This window comes from Streptomyces sp. HNM0645 (assembly GCF_030056615.1).
Classification (GTDB): domain Bacteria; phylum Actinomycetota; class Actinomycetes; order Streptomycetales; family Streptomycetaceae; genus Streptomyces; species Streptomyces marianii.
Window position 1 is genome coordinate 89,300 of record NZ_JASHLT010000025.1, and the last position, 14,934, is coordinate 104,233.

Annotated in this window: 10 protein-coding genes and 3 pseudogenes; 2 read left to right on the plus strand and 11 right to left on the minus strand. The window is 73.5% G+C overall.

The features are described from left to right. Window positions 1-62 precede the first annotated feature (62 nt). The 5 genes and pseudogenes from QMZ92_RS19470 to QMZ92_RS19490 form a co-directional block, all read right to left on the minus strand. A complete protein-coding gene (locus QMZ92_RS19470; RefSeq protein ID WP_283298645.1) occupies window positions 63-572 on the minus strand; it encodes a DUF3995 domain-containing protein in 510 nt (169 codons plus the stop codon). After that, window positions 569-919, minus strand: coding sequence for a DUF6191 domain-containing protein (locus QMZ92_RS19475; protein WP_283298658.1), 351 nt, complete (start codon window positions 917-919; stop codon window positions 569-571). Before QMZ92_RS19475 ends, QMZ92_RS19470 begins: the two co-directional genes overlap by 4 nt. A gap of 240 nt (window positions 920-1,159) precedes the next feature. Beyond that, a pseudogene (locus QMZ92_RS19480) lies at window positions 1,160-1,684 on the minus strand (calcium:cation antiporter family protein); the annotation flags it as partial. Window positions 1,685-1,938: 254 nt separating this feature from the next. Next, window positions 1,939-3,516: an acyl-CoA synthetase gene (locus QMZ92_RS19485; RefSeq protein WP_283298647.1), complete on the minus strand. Its 1,578-nt coding sequence runs from the start codon at window positions 3,514-3,516 to the stop codon at window positions 1,939-1,941. After that, on the minus strand, window positions 3,513-4,622 hold the full coding sequence (locus tag QMZ92_RS19490) for an NAD(P)H-dependent flavin oxidoreductase (protein WP_283298648.1): 1,110 nt from the start codon (window positions 4,620-4,622) through the stop codon (window positions 3,513-3,515). The genes QMZ92_RS19485 and QMZ92_RS19490 overlap by 4 nt, the downstream gene beginning before the upstream one ends. A gap of 239 nt (window positions 4,623-4,861) precedes the next feature. On the opposite strand from QMZ92_RS19490, the gene QMZ92_RS19495 reads away from it, so the two are divergent. Both QMZ92_RS19495 and QMZ92_RS19500 read left to right on the plus strand, forming a co-directional pair. After that, window positions 4,862-6,568 (plus strand): serine hydrolase domain-containing protein, encoded by a 1,707-nt coding sequence (locus QMZ92_RS19495; RefSeq protein ID WP_502962092.1) that lies wholly within the window; start codon window positions 4,862-4,864, stop codon window positions 6,566-6,568. A 128-nt stretch (window positions 6,569-6,696) separates the two neighbouring features. Next, window positions 6,697-7,062: pseudogene (locus QMZ92_RS19500) on the plus strand (helix-turn-helix domain-containing protein); the annotation flags it as partial. Window positions 7,063-7,122: 60 nt separating this feature from the next. On the opposite strand, the gene QMZ92_RS19505 reads toward QMZ92_RS19500, so the two are convergent. The 6 genes and pseudogenes from QMZ92_RS19505 to QMZ92_RS19530 form a co-directional block, all read right to left on the minus strand. Continuing rightward, on the minus strand, window positions 7,123-8,685 hold the full coding sequence (locus tag QMZ92_RS19505; protein ID WP_283298649.1) for a phytoene desaturase family protein: 1,563 nt from the start codon (window positions 8,683-8,685) through the stop codon (window positions 7,123-7,125). Window positions 8,686-8,935: 250 nt separating this feature from the next. Continuing rightward, window positions 8,936-10,273: a DUF2252 domain-containing protein gene (locus QMZ92_RS19510; RefSeq protein ID WP_283298650.1), complete on the minus strand. Its 1,338-nt coding sequence runs from the start codon at window positions 10,271-10,273 to the stop codon at window positions 8,936-8,938. A gap of 154 nt (window positions 10,274-10,427) precedes the next feature. Continuing rightward, on the minus strand, window positions 10,428-12,656 hold the full coding sequence (locus QMZ92_RS19515; RefSeq protein WP_283298651.1) for a serine/threonine-protein kinase: 2,229 nt from the start codon (window positions 12,654-12,656) through the stop codon (window positions 10,428-10,430). 26 nt (window positions 12,657-12,682) lie between these two features. Then, on the minus strand, window positions 12,683-13,543 hold the full coding sequence (locus QMZ92_RS19520) for an oxygenase MpaB family protein (RefSeq protein WP_283298652.1): 861 nt from the start codon (window positions 13,541-13,543) through the stop codon (window positions 12,683-12,685). A gap of 275 nt (window positions 13,544-13,818) precedes the next feature. Further along, complete coding sequence (locus tag QMZ92_RS19525; RefSeq protein WP_283298653.1) at window positions 13,819-14,508, minus strand: CBS domain-containing protein; 690 nt, start codon at window positions 14,506-14,508, stop codon at window positions 13,819-13,821. 290 nt (window positions 14,509-14,798) lie between these two features. Next, window positions 14,799-14,934 (minus strand): annotated as a pseudogene (locus tag QMZ92_RS19530) (IS110 family transposase); the annotation flags it as partial.

Genomic DNA, 14,934 nt, shown 5'->3' on the forward strand with positions numbered 1-14,934 from the left:
CGGTGTCCTGCGTCGGCCGACTCGCCGGTGCCGACGGCGGTCCGGGGCCGGCTCGGCGTCGCTCAGCGTCCGGACGCGGGGGTCCGCCCGGCTTCGGTATGCCTGCGGGAACCAAGGGCGGCGAGGCCGAAGGCCAGCCCTCCGGCGACGAACCAGGGGTTCCAGAGGGCGAGCGTCCAGGCCCGCTGCCCCTCGCTCACGGAGGCGTCCAGACGTGTGGTGCCGGTCAGCAGCAACACCTCGACACCGATGCCGCGGGCCAGCAGCAGGGCGCTGACGCCCCACCCCAGCCACCTTGCCAGCAGGGCGGGAACGCCCCGGAGCCTGGAACGCGCGAGCAGCCATGCCAGCAGGGCGCCGAGGAGGCAGAGCACACCCACACCCCACAAACCGGCTACGACGAACCACAGCGGGCGCTCGGTGGCCAGCGGACCGGCGGAGACGCTCAGCCCCACACCACCGCCGACTGCCCAGTAGAAGTGCAGCCCGGCGAACGCGACCGACCACCAGCACCCGATGCGCCCCCACAACGCGGACGGTTCCGCGCCCGTTCCCTCCGGTTCGCGTTTCACCGTCGGCCCTCACGGGCGTCGTGCCTGTCAGCGCGCGAGCCGTCCGCTTTCCGTGGCAGCACGATGTACGCGGTGCCCTTGGTCAGGTCGATGCAGGAGCGGGGCGGCGCACCGTCGCTCTCGTCGTCCCGCCGCAGCAGTTCCACTCGCCGCTGCTCCAGCTCCACCGTCTTGTTTCCGTTCACGACCGCCGTGAACTCGTCGAAGGCCGTGTTCGACAACGACCGCCCCGTGCGCCTGCGCAGCCATGGGATCATGCCCAGGCCCGTGAGCCATCTCCACGCGCTCTCCACCAGGGCGAACAAGACCAGTAGGCACGCGAACGCCGGGAACGACGCGGCCCACATCGCCACAACCGGCCTCTCTCCCTCGTCACAGCCGACGGTCAGGAAACGGCAGAGGGGGCGGCGTGGTTCCCGGCGGACGCACCGACCGGGGGAACGCGGGACCCCGGCGACGCGGCCGCTCCGGTCCGGCCGGCGACAGCGACCGCCCGCCCGTCGTCAGGGACTGAACGACAGCAGGACGAAGGCGGCGAACAGCACGAGGTGGACGAAGCCCTGGAGCAGGGTGGCCCGGCCGGGGACACGGTGCCGGACGGTCTGTACGGCGATGAAGATGGCGTAGAGGCAGAGCGAGGCGATCGCGGCGAAGGCCAACTGGGCCGTGGTGAACTCGCCGCCCGGGCGGCCCGTGGTGAAACCCGGCAGCACCAGCGTCATGGTCGCGAGGGTGCACACGGTGGCCAGCGCCCCGCCCGAGCCCTCGGCGTGGAAGACGGCGATCCGCTTGCGCAGGGCGGTGACGAGCAGGGACAGTCCGACGATCCCGTTGCAGGTGATCATCACGGCCGCGAAGACGGTGTCCCTGGCGTAGGTGGAGGCCTTGCCCCCGCCGCCCGCCATCAGGGTGACGATGAGCCCGACCTCGATGACGGTCACCGCGACGGCGAGGACGATCGAGCCGAACGGCTCGCCGACCCGGTGCGCGACGACCTCGGCGTGGTGCACCGCGGCCAGCACGGCGCCGACGAGGCACAGTCCCACGACGGTCACGGCGAAGCCCGGCAGGTGTCTGCCCCAGCCGACGACGAGCGCCAACGCGGCGGCCACCGGCACCCAGGTGGTCCACTGCGCGCTCAGCGCGTTCGTGCCGGTCCTCATGCGCGCCACGCTGCCAGGAGGCCGGGCGGCTCGCGCGGCCTGGTGGGCCAACGGGACCACGGGGGTCCGGGGCGGCTCCGGACGGCCCCGGTCCGCACACGGTCGGGCGCGCCACGGGCGGCATTCCCGTACGGGACGCGGCTCCCGCCCGGAGGACGGAGCTGCGTCCGGAACCGGGCCGGGCAACGGGATCCCACAGACCGTCACACCGGACGCTCGTGCCCCTCCCAGTACGGTTCGCGCAGCCGGCGCTTGTAGAGCTTGCCGTTGGGGTCGCGGGGCATGGCGGCGATGAAGTCCACGCTCCTGGGCCGTTTGTAGCCCGCGAGGCGTTCCTCGCAGTGGGCGAGGAGCGCGGCGGCGAGGCCGGGGCCCGGGGTGTGGCCCTCGGCCGGCTCGACGACGGCCTTGACCTCCTCGCCCCAGTCGGCGTGCGGGATGCCGAAGGCTGCGGCGTCGGCGACGGCCGGGTGGCCGAGGAGCACGGACTCGATCTCGGCGGGGTAGATGTTGACGCCGCCCGAGATGATCATGTCGATCTTGCGGTCGCGCAGGAAGAGGTAGCCGTCCTCGTCGAGGAGACCGAGGTCGCCGACCGTGAAGAAGTCGCCGATGCGGTTCCCCCGGGTCTTGGCCTCGTCCTTGTGGTAACTGAAGCCTCCGGTGGACATCTTCATGTAGACGGTGCCGAGTTCACCGGGTGGCAGCCGGTTTCCTTCGTCGTCGAAGACGGCGAGTTCGCTGATGGGCCAGGCCCGGCCGACCGTACCGGGCTTCTTCAGCCAGTCCTCGGCGGTGGCGAAGGCGCCCCCGCCCTCGCTCGCCGCGTAGTACTCCTCGACGCACTGTCCCCACCAGTCGATCATCGCCCGCTTCACGTGGTCGGGGCAGGGCGCGGCGCCGTGGATGGCGTGCCGCATGGAACTGACGTCGTACCGGGCACGGACCTCCTCGGGCAGCGCGAGCAGCCGGTGGAACTGGGTCGGGACCATGTGGGTGTGGGTGCAGGCATGGGTCTCGATGAGCCGCAGCATCTCCTCGGGCGTCCACTTGTCCATCAGCACCAGCCGGTGGCCGATGTGCAGCGACGCTCCCGCGAACTGGAGCACGGCCGTGTGGTAGAGCGGCGAGCACACGAGGTGGACGTTGTCGTCGAAGGGCCTGATGCCGAAGATGCCGAGGAACCCGCCGAGGTGCGTCTCCTCCGGCGGCCTGCCGGGCAGCGGGCGGCGGATGCCACGGGGCCTGCCTGTGGTGCCGGAGGTGTAGTTCATGACCCAGCCGAGCGTGCGGTCCCCGGGCGGGGTCACCGGCTGTCCGTCCACAAGCTCGGCGTACGGGCGGAAGCCGCCCACGTCGCCGACTGCGTAGCGCCGGTCCGCGGGCAGCCCCGCCTCGTCCGCGGCGGCGGTCGCTGCGGCGCCGAAGCGCGCGTGCGCGATGAGGACCTTGGCGCCGGAGTCGGCGACGATCCAGGCGATCTCCGGGGCGACGAGATGGTGGTTGACGGGGACGAGGTAGAAGCCCGCCTGGGAGGCGGCGAGATAGGCGGTGAGGAACTCGACGCCGTTGGGCAGTACGACGGCGAAGGCGTCGCCCCGTTCCATCCCCGCCGCGCGCAGCCCGTGCACGAGGCGGTTGACGTCCTCGTGCAGCCGTCCCGCGGTCCACTCCTCGCCGCCGGGGGCGATCAGCACGGTGCGTTCCGGATCGGCACCGGCCTGGGCCCAGAAGCCTCCCGGGGTCTCCGTCAGCGGTGCTCCCGACGGCCGCTCACTCATGATGCGCTCCTTCCGGCGATGCGCTGGATGCGGTCCACGGCGCGTTCGAATCCGCGCGTGAGCTCGTCGAACACCTGCCGGACGCTCCGCTCCGAGTTCATCCGGCCGACGATCTGCCCGACGGGGGTGCCGAGGAGCGGTTCGGTCCCGTACTTCTGGATGCGGGAGACGGCTTCGGCGACGAGGAGGCCCTGCAGGGGCATGGGCAGGGTGCCGGGCCCGTCCGGGTCGTCCCAGGCGTCGGTCCACTCGGTGCGCAGCTGGCGGGCGGGCTTGCCGGTGAGGGCGCGGGAGCGGACGGTGTCGCCGGATCCCGCGGCGAGCAGTTTCGCGGTGAGCGTGCGGGAGTGGAGGTCGGCCTCGGTGGTGGTGAGCCAGACCGAGCCGAGCCAGACGCCCTGGGCGCCCAGGGCCAGTCCGGCGGCGATCTGCTCTCCGCTGCCGATGCCTCCGGCGGCGAGCACCGGCAGCGGGCCGACGGCGTCGACGACTTCGGGGGTGAGGACCATCGAGGCGATCTCGCCGGTGTGACCGCCCGCCTCGTAACCCTGGGCGACGACGATGTCGATGCCCGCCTCGGCATGACGGCGGGCGTGTGCGGCGCTGCCGGCGAGGGCCGCGACGAGCACTCCGCGGTCGTGGGCCCGGCCGACGACGTCGGGCGGTGGGGAGCCGAGGGCGTTGGCGAGGAGCTTGATGGGATAGTCGAAGGCGACGTCGAGCTGGCTGCGGGCGACGTGTTCCATCCAGCCGGTGATCCGCCAGCCGGAGGCCTCACCGGCAGGCAGCGGGGGTACACCGTGCTTGGTGAGGAGTTCCTCGACGAAGCGGCGGTGCCCCTCGGGGATCATTGCCTCGACGTCGGCCTCGGTGACGCCCTCGACCTTCCTGGCCGGCATCACGACATCGAGTCCGTACGGTCTGCCGCCGGTGTGCTCCTGCATCCAGTCGAGGTCCCGGGCGAGGTCGCCGGGCGCGGTGTAGCGGACCGCGCCCAGGACGCCGAGGCCCCCGGCCCGGCTGATGGCGGCGGCGACCGCGGGGAAGGGGGTGAAGCCGAAGATGGCGTGCTCGATTCCCAGTCTCTTGCTCAGCTCCGTCTCCATGGGCGCAGGATGCCGCAGCGGAACGACCGAGGGAAGAGAATTTCTGATGCAGTGTCAGATTCTTGGGTGGTCTTGACGCCCGCTCACCCCGGTAAGAAAGTTCCACGTGTTGCAGGGCCACCCGAAGGATTCTTTCAGGAAGGGTGCGGTATGACGGAGGCCTCGGCAGGCAGCGGGATCAGCCGCCGCCGGTACCGGGAGCAGTCTCCCCCCAGAACCGCGCACGGGAGGTACCCCAGGTGATCGGACCGGTCCCGGGTGCCGCCGCGGGGGTGCCGGCCGCGGGCGGCCGGCGGACGACACTGCGGCACGGTACGCCCGAGCGGGCCGGGCTCGTCGCCGGCCATCTGGACCGGCTGGTCGCGGACGCGGAGGCTTTCCTGTCCCCCTCGCCCCGGCGCCCCTGGTACGCCGGGGCCGTCCTGCTCGCCGGCCGCGGCGGCACGGTGGCGCTGCACCACCCGATCGGCAGGGCCGTGCGCTACTCGGCCTACGACGAGAAGACGGACACCGGCGTGGAGTTCCCGCCGGAGCGGCAGATCCCCATGGCCGCGGACACCGTGTTCGATCTGGCGTCGGTGTCCAAGCTGTTCACCTCGATCCTCGCCGTGCAGCAGATCGAACGGGGCGCGCTGGAGCCTGAGGCGAAGGTCGCGTCGTACCTGCCGGAGTTCGGGGCGGCGGGCAAGCAGGACGTCACCGTACGCCAACTGCTCACCCACACCTCGGGGTTCCGGGCGTGGATCCCCCTCTTCAGGGAGCCGACGCACGCGGGCCGGCTCCGGCTGCTGTGGAACGAGGCACCCGCCAGTACGCCGGGCACCGCGTACCTCTACTCCGACCTGAATCTGATCACGCTTCAGCTGATCCTGGAGGAGATCACCGGCCGGGGCCTGGACGCCCTGCTGCGGGCGGACATCACGGAGCCGCTCGGCATGGAACGCACCCGGTTCAACCCGCCCGCCTCCTGGCGTCCGGGAATCGCGGCAACCGAGGACGCCCGGCTGCCGTGGTCCGGCCTGGACCGCGGGCTGGTGTGGGGCGAGGTGCACGACGAGAACGCCCACGCGTTCGGCGGGGTCGCCGGGCACGCCGGGGTGTTCTCCCGTGCCTGGGACCTGGCGGTCCTCGCCCGCACCCTGCTCAACGGGGGCGCGTACGGGCGGGCCCGCGTTCTCGCCCCGAAGTCGGTGGAACTGCTGTTCACCGACTTCAACACCGCGTTCCCGGGCGACGGGCACGGGCTCGGTTTCGAGCTGTACCAGCACTGGTACATGGGCGCGATGGCCACGCCACGCACCGCCGGGCACACGGGTTTCACCGGGACCAGTCTCGTACTCGACCCGTCGACGGACTCCTTCCTGATCGTCCTCGGCAACTCCGTCCATCCGGTGCGCACATGGCGATCCGGCAGCGCGCCGCGCGTCGCCGCCGCGAACGACCTCGCCCGCGCCGTCCCGGTACGTCCCGCACACGGGCGCACCGCCTGGTTCTCCGGGATGGCCTCGGCCACCACCGCGACGCTGGCGCTGCCCGAGGTCACGCCCTCCACCGGGCGCGCCCGGCTGCGGTGCTCCCTGTGGTGGGACACCGAACCGGGCTCCGACAGGGTGTTCCTGGAGGCGTCCGCCGACGGCGGGACGACCTGGCAGGCGCTGCCGTTCGAGACCCGGCGCCGGGGGGAGCACGCGGTGCCCCGCCCCGAGGGCTGGGTCACCGGCTGGTCGGGCCGGGTCTGGCACGGCGTCGAGGCGGAACTGTCCGCCTGGCACGGACGGCCGCTCCGGCTGCGCTGGCGGTACACGACGGACCGGTCGTACGTCGGACGCGGCGCATACGTGGACGGCCTGCGGATCGACGACGGCGGCAGGACCCTCTTCGACGAGTCCCGGACAGGCGACGCGGCGCGGATCGAGGCGGCCGGCTGGAGCCCGTCCGCCGACTGAGGGCCCGTGGACGGGCTCGAGCGCGGTGGGCGGGCCGGACTTCCCGGGGGTTACGGCGGTCGGCGGAGGGACCGGGGCGCGGCCAGGGCCCCGGCCGCGTTCCCGATCCACGGGGATTCCCGAATCGGGTGCCCGGGCCCACGACGGCCACCACCGCCCCCACCCTGGCCTGGGCCCTGGAGCGGCTGGACCGCCCGCTGACGCTGGGCGAGCCGGCCGCGCACGCGCGGATGAGCGTGCGGACGTTCACCCGGCGGTTCCGCGACGAGGCGGGAGTCACCCCCGGCCAGTGGATCACCGCCCAGCGGGTCGAGGTGGCCGAGCCACTGCTGGAGACCAGCGACCCGTCGATCGGCCTGGTGGCCGACCGCGCCGGCTTCGGCAGCGTCGACTCGCTGCGGCAGCACATGCGCGAACTCGTCGGCGTCTCCCCCGCCGCCGGCATCCCGGACCACGCCGCGGCCGCCGCCGGCCGGGCCACCACCGGGCTCTGATCATCGCGGGGCGGCAGGCGGGCGTCCGGATCCCGGCCGCCCGCCTCCGGCGGCGGACTGTCAGCGGCCCAGTGCCGCCATCGCCGCGTTGTGGCCCGGGATGCCGCTCACACCCCCGCCGCGCACGGCTCCCGCGCCGCAGAGCAGCACATTGGCATGGCTGGTCTCCACTCCCCATCGGCCGGTCGAGCCGTCCGCCCAGGGAAAGGCGAGATCGCGGTGGAAGATGTGCCCGCCGGGGAGCCTCAGATCGTGCTCCAGATCCAGCGGGGTCTTCGCCTCGATGCAGGGACGCCCCGCCTCGTCGAGCGCCAGGCAGTCGGTGATCGGCTCGTCCAGATGGGTGTCGAGCTCGGCGAGGGTCGCCTTGAGCAGCGCGTCACGGGTCGCGTCCGGTGCCTCGGTGAACAGCCGGGCCGGCGTGTGGAGCCCGAACAGGGTCAGGGTCTGGTAGCCCTGGGCGGCCAGTCCGGGGCCGAGGATGGACGGGTCGGTCAGCGAGTGGCAGTAGATCTCCGACGGCGGCGCCTCGGGCAGGCGTCCGGCCGCGGCCTGGGCGTACGCCGCCCCCAGCTGGCCGTATCCCTCGGAGATGTGGAAGGTTCCGGAGAAGGCCTCCCGCGGGTCGACCGAGCGGTCCCGCAGCCGGGGCAGCCGGCGCAGCAGCATGTTGACCTTGAGCTGGGCGCCCTCCGCCGGGGGCGGGGCGGGCTCGCCGAGAAGGGCGGACAGGGCCTGCGGGGAGGCGTTGACCAGCACCTTGCGGGCGGCGACCGTGCCCTCGCGGTCGTCCGTGCGGAAGACGACCTCGGCGGCCGTCCCGTCGGTCTCGATCCGGATCGCCTCGTGGCCGGTGACGATCTCGGCGCCGGCGGCCCGGGCGGCCCCGGCGAGCGCGTCGGTCAGTGCGCCCATCCCGCCGACGGGCACGTCCCAGTCGCCGGTGCCGTTGCCGATGACGTGGTAGAGGAAGCAGCGGTTCTGGACCAGCGACGGGTCGTGGGCGTCCGCGAACGTACCGATGAGGGCATCGGTCAGGACGACGCCGCGCACCAGGTCGTCGGTGAAGTTCTCCTCGATCGCGGCACCGATGGGCTCCTCGAACAGCGTCCGCCAAGCCGTCTCGTCCCCGACCCGCTCCCGCAGCTCCCGGCGGGTCGGCAGCGGCTGGGTCAACGTGGGGAAGACCCTCTCGGCGACCTGCCTCGTCCGGTCGTAGAACGCCTCCCAGGCGGTGTATTCGCGGTCGGAACCGGTGAGGGCCGCGAACGACTCGCGCGTACGGTCGCCGCCGACGAGCAGTCCGGTGGCCCGGCCCTCGCGCACGACCGGGGTGTACGAGGAGACGGTGCGCTTGCGGACCGAGAACGCCAGCCCGAGGTCGCGGACGATACTGCCGGGCAGCAGGGACACCAGGTACGAGTAGCGGGACAGCCGCGCGTCGACACCGGCGAACGGGCGGGTGGAGACCGCCGCACCCCCGGTGTTCCCGAGGCGCTCGAGGACCAGGACGGTACGTCCCGCACGGGCCAGGTAGGCGGCGGCGACCAGTCCGTTGTGGCCGCCGCCCACGATGACGGCGTCGTACACGGACCGGCTGAACGATTCGGAGGCTGCAGACATGCCTCTTCGTAACACGCGATGATCGCACGGGCCAGAGGGCGGCGTCGCGTTTGCCGTCCCGGACCGCGGAGGTTCCCCGGAGACGGGAGGCGGTACCGCGCCGCGGGGCTGCCCCGGATGCGGACGCTGCCGGTGCCCAGCGGCGCGGGGAGGGGCCCCGGACCGGGAAGGCGGCTCGGGGCCGGGCGGAAGGCCGGCATGCGTGACGCGCCGCGCACCCGGGAGGCGGCGCCGGGCTCGGAAGGCGGCCTCAGACACCCGGGGCGGCCTCGACCGACCCGGACCCGATGGCCGAGAGGAGGGCCTGGTGGTCCTCGACGGTCCGGTCCGCGTACGCCACCGCGAAGTCGCCCATGGCCCGGTCGAAGGTGTCGGACGCGCCGAGGTACGCGGCGATCGCGATGCGCTCCCCGGACCGGGCGTGGGCCCGGGCCAGCGCCCTGCCGCAGAGCGCCGCGTAGTCGCGCAGCAGCGTCGGTGACATCGTCGCGACGTCCGCCGAGCCCTTCATGTCCCGTAGCTGGCGCCAGTAGAAGTGCCGGCCGCCCGGACCGCTGACCCAGCCGAGGAAGATGTCGCTCGCCGCCTGCAGCAGCCGCTGGCCGGCGACGACGCGCTGGCCCTGGTGGCGGTAGGCGGACTTCGGCAGATGGGGCTCCAACACGGACCGCTGGGCCTCCTTGATCTGCAGGAAGAGCGGGTCCTCCGTGTCGCGTCCGGTCATCAGCGCGACGAAGCAGCGCGTCCCGACACTGCCGACACCGACGACCTTGCGGGCCGCCTCGACGAACCGGTACCGGTCCAGCAGGACCCTGCGGTCCTCGGGCAGAGTGCTGCGGTAGTCGCTGAGGATCTTGCGCACGGACGCGGCGTCGAGCCCGGCCACGGCCTCGAGCAGCGGCGGATCCTGCACGATCCGGCGCCGCCCGCCGACGACCTCGGTCAGCTTCTCCAGCGCCTGCAGACTCGTCCGGCGCCGCGCCTTGGCCAGCCGGGCCTCGAGGCGCGCCCGCTCCAGGTCGCGCACGAGGGGCACCAGATCCTCGGCGGCGATGCGCTCGTACCAGACGTCGAGCTCACCGAGCCCGGCGAGGTGCCGCATGGACAGCCGGTACGACTCGGACGCCGCCCGCGCGGCCCGGCGGGCCCCGGCGTCCGGCTGACCGTTGTCGCGTGCGGCGACGGCGACGCTGGCGACGAGGCGTTTCACGTCCCACTCGAAGGGGCCCGGCAGCGTCTCGTCGAAGTCGTTGAGGTCGAACAGCAAGGTGCGTTCGGGCGAGGCGAAGACCCCGAAGTTCAGCAGATGGGCGTCGCCGCAGAGCTGGACCCGGAGACCGGTGTTCCGCTGGACGGCGAGATCTGCGGCCATGACGGCCGGAGCGCCCCGCAGATAGGTGAACGGCGAGACGGCCATCCTTCCGTACCGCACGGGCACCAGGTCCGGCTCACGGGTCTTCGCCTGGTCCTCCAGCACCGCGAGCGGATCCGGCCGGTCGGCGGCCGGGATCCAGCGCCCGTGGGAGGACCGCGGCACCTCCTTGCGCACGGCGCGGCCGCGTTCCCTCTCCTCGGCCAGGTCCGTCATGGTCACAGTGTGCGGTCGCGGCGGGAACGCCGCGACGCGGGGCGGCGTTCCCGGCGGGCGCACCGGTCACGGAGGGCTCGCCTGCCGAGGGCCCGCGCGGGCGTCGCACCGGCGAGGATCGGCCCCGCCCGCAGTCCCCCGGGGGGCAGGGCGGTCAGCCGGCCCCGCCCTGTCGCCGGAGCGCCGCGACGCGGCGGTAGAGCTCGACCGCCTCGCCGCCGCGGCCGAGTTGCTCCAGGCAGTGGGCCTGGTCGTTGCGGCTGGCCAGGGCGTCGGGGTGGCCGGCGCCGAGGACGCGTTCGCGGGACTCGGCCACCTGCTGGTAGACGGCCAGCGCATCGCTCCAGCGGCCCAGCCAGCCCAGGCCGACCGCGACTTCACGGCGACTGACGAGGGTGTCCGGGTGGTCGGGACCGAGAACCCGCTCACGGACCGCGCAGACGTCACGGGCCTCGGCCAGCGCCTCCTCCCAGCGGGCGAGCCGACCCAGGTTGACGCCGAGCCCGTGGCGGGCCCGCAGGGTCTCCGGGTCGGCTGCGCCGTGGACCCGGGTGCGGTCGGCCACCAGTGCCCGGTACTGCTCCAGCGCCTCGGCGCTCCGTCCCAGACGGCCGAGGCTGATCCCGATCTCGTAGCGTGCGGCGAGGGTGTCCGGGTGGTCGGGACCGAGCGCCTGCGCGCGGGCCCCCGCCACGTCCCGGTAGTTCTGCAGGGCTTCGGTCCAGCGGCCCAGCTGACCGAGGGCGTACGCGACCTCGTACCGGGTGACGAGCGTGTCCGGATGCCCGGCGCCCAGCACCCTGGTGCGCGCCGCGGCCACCTCCTCCGCCATGCGGTACGAGTCCTCGAGCCGGCCGAGACGGCTCAGGTTGAAGGCGAGGTTGTGACGGCAGCGCAGGGTGTCGGGGTGCTCCGGCCCGACGGTCCGTTCCCGGGAGGCGAGCACCGACGTGTACACCTGGTGCGCCTCGAAGTGCCGGCCGAGCCGCCCGAGGACGTACGCCATCTCCTGGCGGGCGGCCAGGGTCTCCGGGTGGTCGGGGCCCAGGGCTCGCTCGCGGCCCTCGGCGACGCGGCCGAACTCGCGGAGCGCGTCGGCCGCCCGGCCGGTCCTGCTGAGCGTGAAGCCGACCTCGTACCGGCTGGCGAGGGTGTCCGGGTGGTCGGGACCGAGCGCGTGCTCGCGCTCGGTGGCGACCGCCCGGTGCACCTCGCCCGCCTCCTCCCAGCGGCCGAGCCTGCCGAGGCTGAGCCCGGCGTTGTGCCGGCCGGTGAGGACGGCCAGCAGTTCCGGCGACGGGGTGGGCCGCTCCGGCCGGGGCAGCCGCACGGGTGCGGGACCGCGCAGATCCACGCCGGTGGTCCATTCGCCGGTCAGGCCCGCCGTGAAGTCGGGCGGCAGGGCCCGCAGCGCCGAGACCGTGATCGCCTTGTGACCGGTCGTCATTCCGCGCGTCCAGGACGGCAGCCCCGGTTCTCCGCCGCCGTGCCGACGCGGGGGCGGCGGCGCGGTTCCGGCGGCGGGCGTGGCCGTCACGCGCCCGGCGCCGATCCTGCGCCGCAGGTCCTTGGCGTCGGCGGGTCGCTCCTCGGGCGTCTTGGCGAGCAGTTCGAGGACGATCTCCTCGATGAAGCCGGGGAGTTCCGGCCGGTGGCTGCGCAGCGGCCGGGGCGCGGTGTCGCGGTGGCCGACGAGGATGGACCAGGAGTCGCCGAGGTCGAAGGGCGGCGCGCCGGTGGCGATCTCGTACAGCACGCACCCCAGGGAGTACAGGTCGCTGCGGTGGTCGACGTGGCCCCCGCCGATCTGCTCGGGCGACATGTAGTGGGGGGTGCCCATGGCGATGCCCGTGCCGGTGAGCCGGGACGTGAACCCGATGTCGTGGCCGAGCCGGGCGATGCCGAAGTCGCAGATCTTCACCGTGCCGTCGGTGAGCCGCATGATGTTGGCCGGCTTCAGGTCCCGGTGGACGATGTTCTGTTCATGGGTGTAGGCGAGGGCGTCGGCGACCTGGTCCGCGATGTCGACGACGTCGGACACCGGCAGCGGATGCTGCTCGTTGTCCTCCATCAGCTGGCTGAGGTTGCGGCCCTCGAGCAGTTCCATCACCAGGTAGAGCACGCCCTCGTGCTCGCCGAAGTCATGGACGACGGTCACGCCGCGGTGCTGCAGGGCGGCGGCGACCCTGGCCTCCCTGCGGAAGCGCTCCCGCAGGACCCGTATGAACGTCCGGTCGTGCTGCGGCCCGAGCGGTTTGAGGCACTTGACCGCGACCCGCCTGCCCAATGACTCGTCGCGGGCCTGCCACACCTCGCCCATGCCGCCCCGACCGATCAGTTCAAGCAGCCGGTACCGGCCCTGGATCAGCCTGGTGTCCGCCATCCCGTGCCGTCGCCCCCGTCGCTTCGCTACGCCCTCCCCGGCCCGTCCAGTATGGCCGCCTGTCTGCGCAGTTTGTACGGTGCGGGCCTGCTCCCGGGCCCGAGTCGCGCCATCGCCTTCAAGATGTGACCTGGCGGCAGCTGCCAGCGCACGCGCGAGGGGACGCAGCGCAGGGCCGCTCCGGTTGCGGAGAGCCGCCGGGTGACGCGTCCGGGCGGGGGCGCGGGCCGGCCGTAGAGGTCGTGGGCGTACGGGGGCAGCGCGTCGTAGGCGAGCGCCGCGACGCGCCGCCAGATCAGTCCACGCGCCGGGACGAGCAGGGTGTGGACGGGCGGGCGGCGCAGGAAGTCGTCGACGACGCGGGCGTCCGCACCGGCTTCCAGCGCGGGCCGTACGGCGGCGAAGTACTTGGCGAGCGCCGCCGTGGTGGCCGGGACGGCGGCCGGGTCGAGCCCGACGAGGCGGGCGCTCGTCCGGTGCTCGTCGACGTACCGGTCCGCCTGGGCGTCGGTGAGGGGGAACCCGGAACGCCGCAGGACGTCCAGGTACGAGTCCACCTCGGCGCAGTGCACCCAGAGCAGCAGGCCGGGATCGTCCACGCCGAGGAGTCGGTGGATCCTGCGGACGCGGGCACCGGCCCGCTCGGCCGCCTCGGTGGTGCCGTAGGAGATGGTGCCGACGAAGTCCGCGGTGCGCAGCAGCCGGCCCCAGGCGTCCTTGCGGAAGTCGCTGTTGGCCATGACTCCGCGTACGGCGCGGGGGTGCAGGGCCTGGAGGTAGAGCGCGCGGACCCCGGCGATCCACATCATGGGGTCGCCGTGCATCTGCCAGGTGACCGACGCGGGGCCGAACAGGCCCGGGTCCCGGTCGTCGGCTTCGCCGCTCATACGTCGACTCTGCCCCGCGGTCCCGGCCCGCACGCACGCGTCCACGCCGTCCGGGCGGCTCCCTCCGCGGGGGCGGCGAACGAGGTCGGGCGGGCACGGGGATCCGCTGACCGTCGTCGACGGCAGCGGCAACTCCGGCAACGCGCCGGTCCACGTCCCCCTCGCGGGGGACCAGGACTGCGGGTCGGTCGCGGGGCGCACCGGCCGCGCCCCTGCCGGGGGATCCGGCCCCCTTCCGTCCCGCCCCTAAGCGTCACCCCGTTCCCGGGCGCGGGTCAGCCCTCCCGACGACCATGCCGTGGGCCGGCCCCGTCGGAGGATGCGGCCAGGTGCTGGCTCACCGCGACCACCCCGTCCATCTGCTCCGTCAGCTTCACCAGGAGGGGGATCTGCCCGGCCGCCTCGAGTCGCCCTTCCAGGGTGACCCTTCCGTCGACGACATGGACGTCGATCGCGTCGGGCGCCAGCCCCAGCGCGCCCACCAGCACTTCCTCGACCACCTGGAGACGGATCTCCGGATCGGGCCGGAGAAACACCTGGAGGAGGTCGCGCCGTGTGACGATGCCGACCAGGCGGTCCTCCTCGTCGACGACGGGCATCCGCTCGACACCGCGCCGCAGCATGGTGCGGGCCGCCTCGGCGATCGTGTCCTCGGCGTGGACGGTCACCGCGGGCGCGGACATCAGCCGTCCGGCGGTGGGCGCGTCCCGATCGTCGCCGGGGGAGCCGCCGGCGCCGTACCACGACGCGTGGACGGCAGGTCCGGCACCGGGACCGGCGGCGGCCTGGCGCGCCAGGAGATCGGTCTCCGAGACGACGCCGACCACCCGGTCGTCCTCGTCGAGGACCGGCAGACCGCTGATGTCGTGCTCGGCGAGTTGCTTGGCGACTTCCTTGAACGGGGTCGACGGCACGACCGAGACGACCTCCCCCACCATCAGGCTTCCGACCTTGCTGTGCTTCATGTTCGCCACTCCTGTCGAGCCGGCGCCCACGGGGCCCGGGCGATCGAGCGGACCTCGGCCCTGGGTGTGCGGCGAGCCCGGTGCGTACCGCGGCCCTCGCGCGCGTACGACACGGCAATTCAACCGCGGCGGACCGGGCCCGGCAGGGGCCGAACAGGCCGCTGGGCGGGGTCCAATGGTCCCCGCGGCGAGCGCCCCGGGCAACGGACGGCCCGCTCGGCGCAAGGGGAACGGACGGCCCGCTCGGCGCCCGGGGGGTGCCTCTATGTCCTTCGTCAAGCCCGAGGTGGTCATGCGGCGGCTGCCTCGGGGACGCGTGACTCGTAGAAGGTGCCGTCGCGGAGCATGGCGAACAGGACGCTGATGCGGTGGCGAGCGAGTCGGAGGAGGGCCTGGGTATGGGTCTTCCCGCGGGCCCGGCAACGG

What these genes read in the sequence shown, in the direction of transcription:
- QMZ92_RS19475 (WP_283298658.1), bottom strand. Translation starts at nt 919, where the DNA reads ATGTGGGCCGCGTCGTTCCCGGCGTTCGCGTGCCTACTGGTCTTGTTC.
- QMZ92_RS19485 (WP_283298647.1), bottom strand. Translation starts at nt 3,516, where the DNA reads ATGAGTGAGCGGCCGTCGGGAGCACCGCTGACGGAGACCCCGGGAGGC.
- QMZ92_RS19490 (WP_283298648.1), bottom strand. Translation starts at nt 4,622, where the DNA reads ATGGAGACGGAGCTGAGCAAGAGACTGGGAATCGAGCACGCCATCTTC.
- QMZ92_RS19505 (WP_283298649.1), bottom strand. Translation starts at nt 8,685, where the DNA reads ATGTCTGCAGCCTCCGAATCGTTCAGCCGGTCCGTGTACGACGCCGTC.
- QMZ92_RS19510 (WP_283298650.1), bottom strand. Translation starts at nt 10,273, where the DNA reads ATGACGGACCTGGCCGAGGAGAGGGAACGCGGCCGCGCCGTGCGCAAG.
- QMZ92_RS19515 (WP_283298651.1), bottom strand. Translation starts at nt 12,656, where the DNA reads ATGGCGGACACCAGGCTGATCCAGGGCCGGTACCGGCTGCTTGAACTG.
- QMZ92_RS19520 (WP_283298652.1), bottom strand. Translation starts at nt 13,543, where the DNA reads ATGAGCGGCGAAGCCGACGACCGGGACCCGGGCCTGTTCGGCCCCGCG.
- QMZ92_RS19525 (WP_283298653.1), bottom strand. Translation starts at nt 14,508, where the DNA reads ATGAAGCACAGCAAGGTCGGAAGCCTGATGGTGGGGGAGGTCGTCTCG.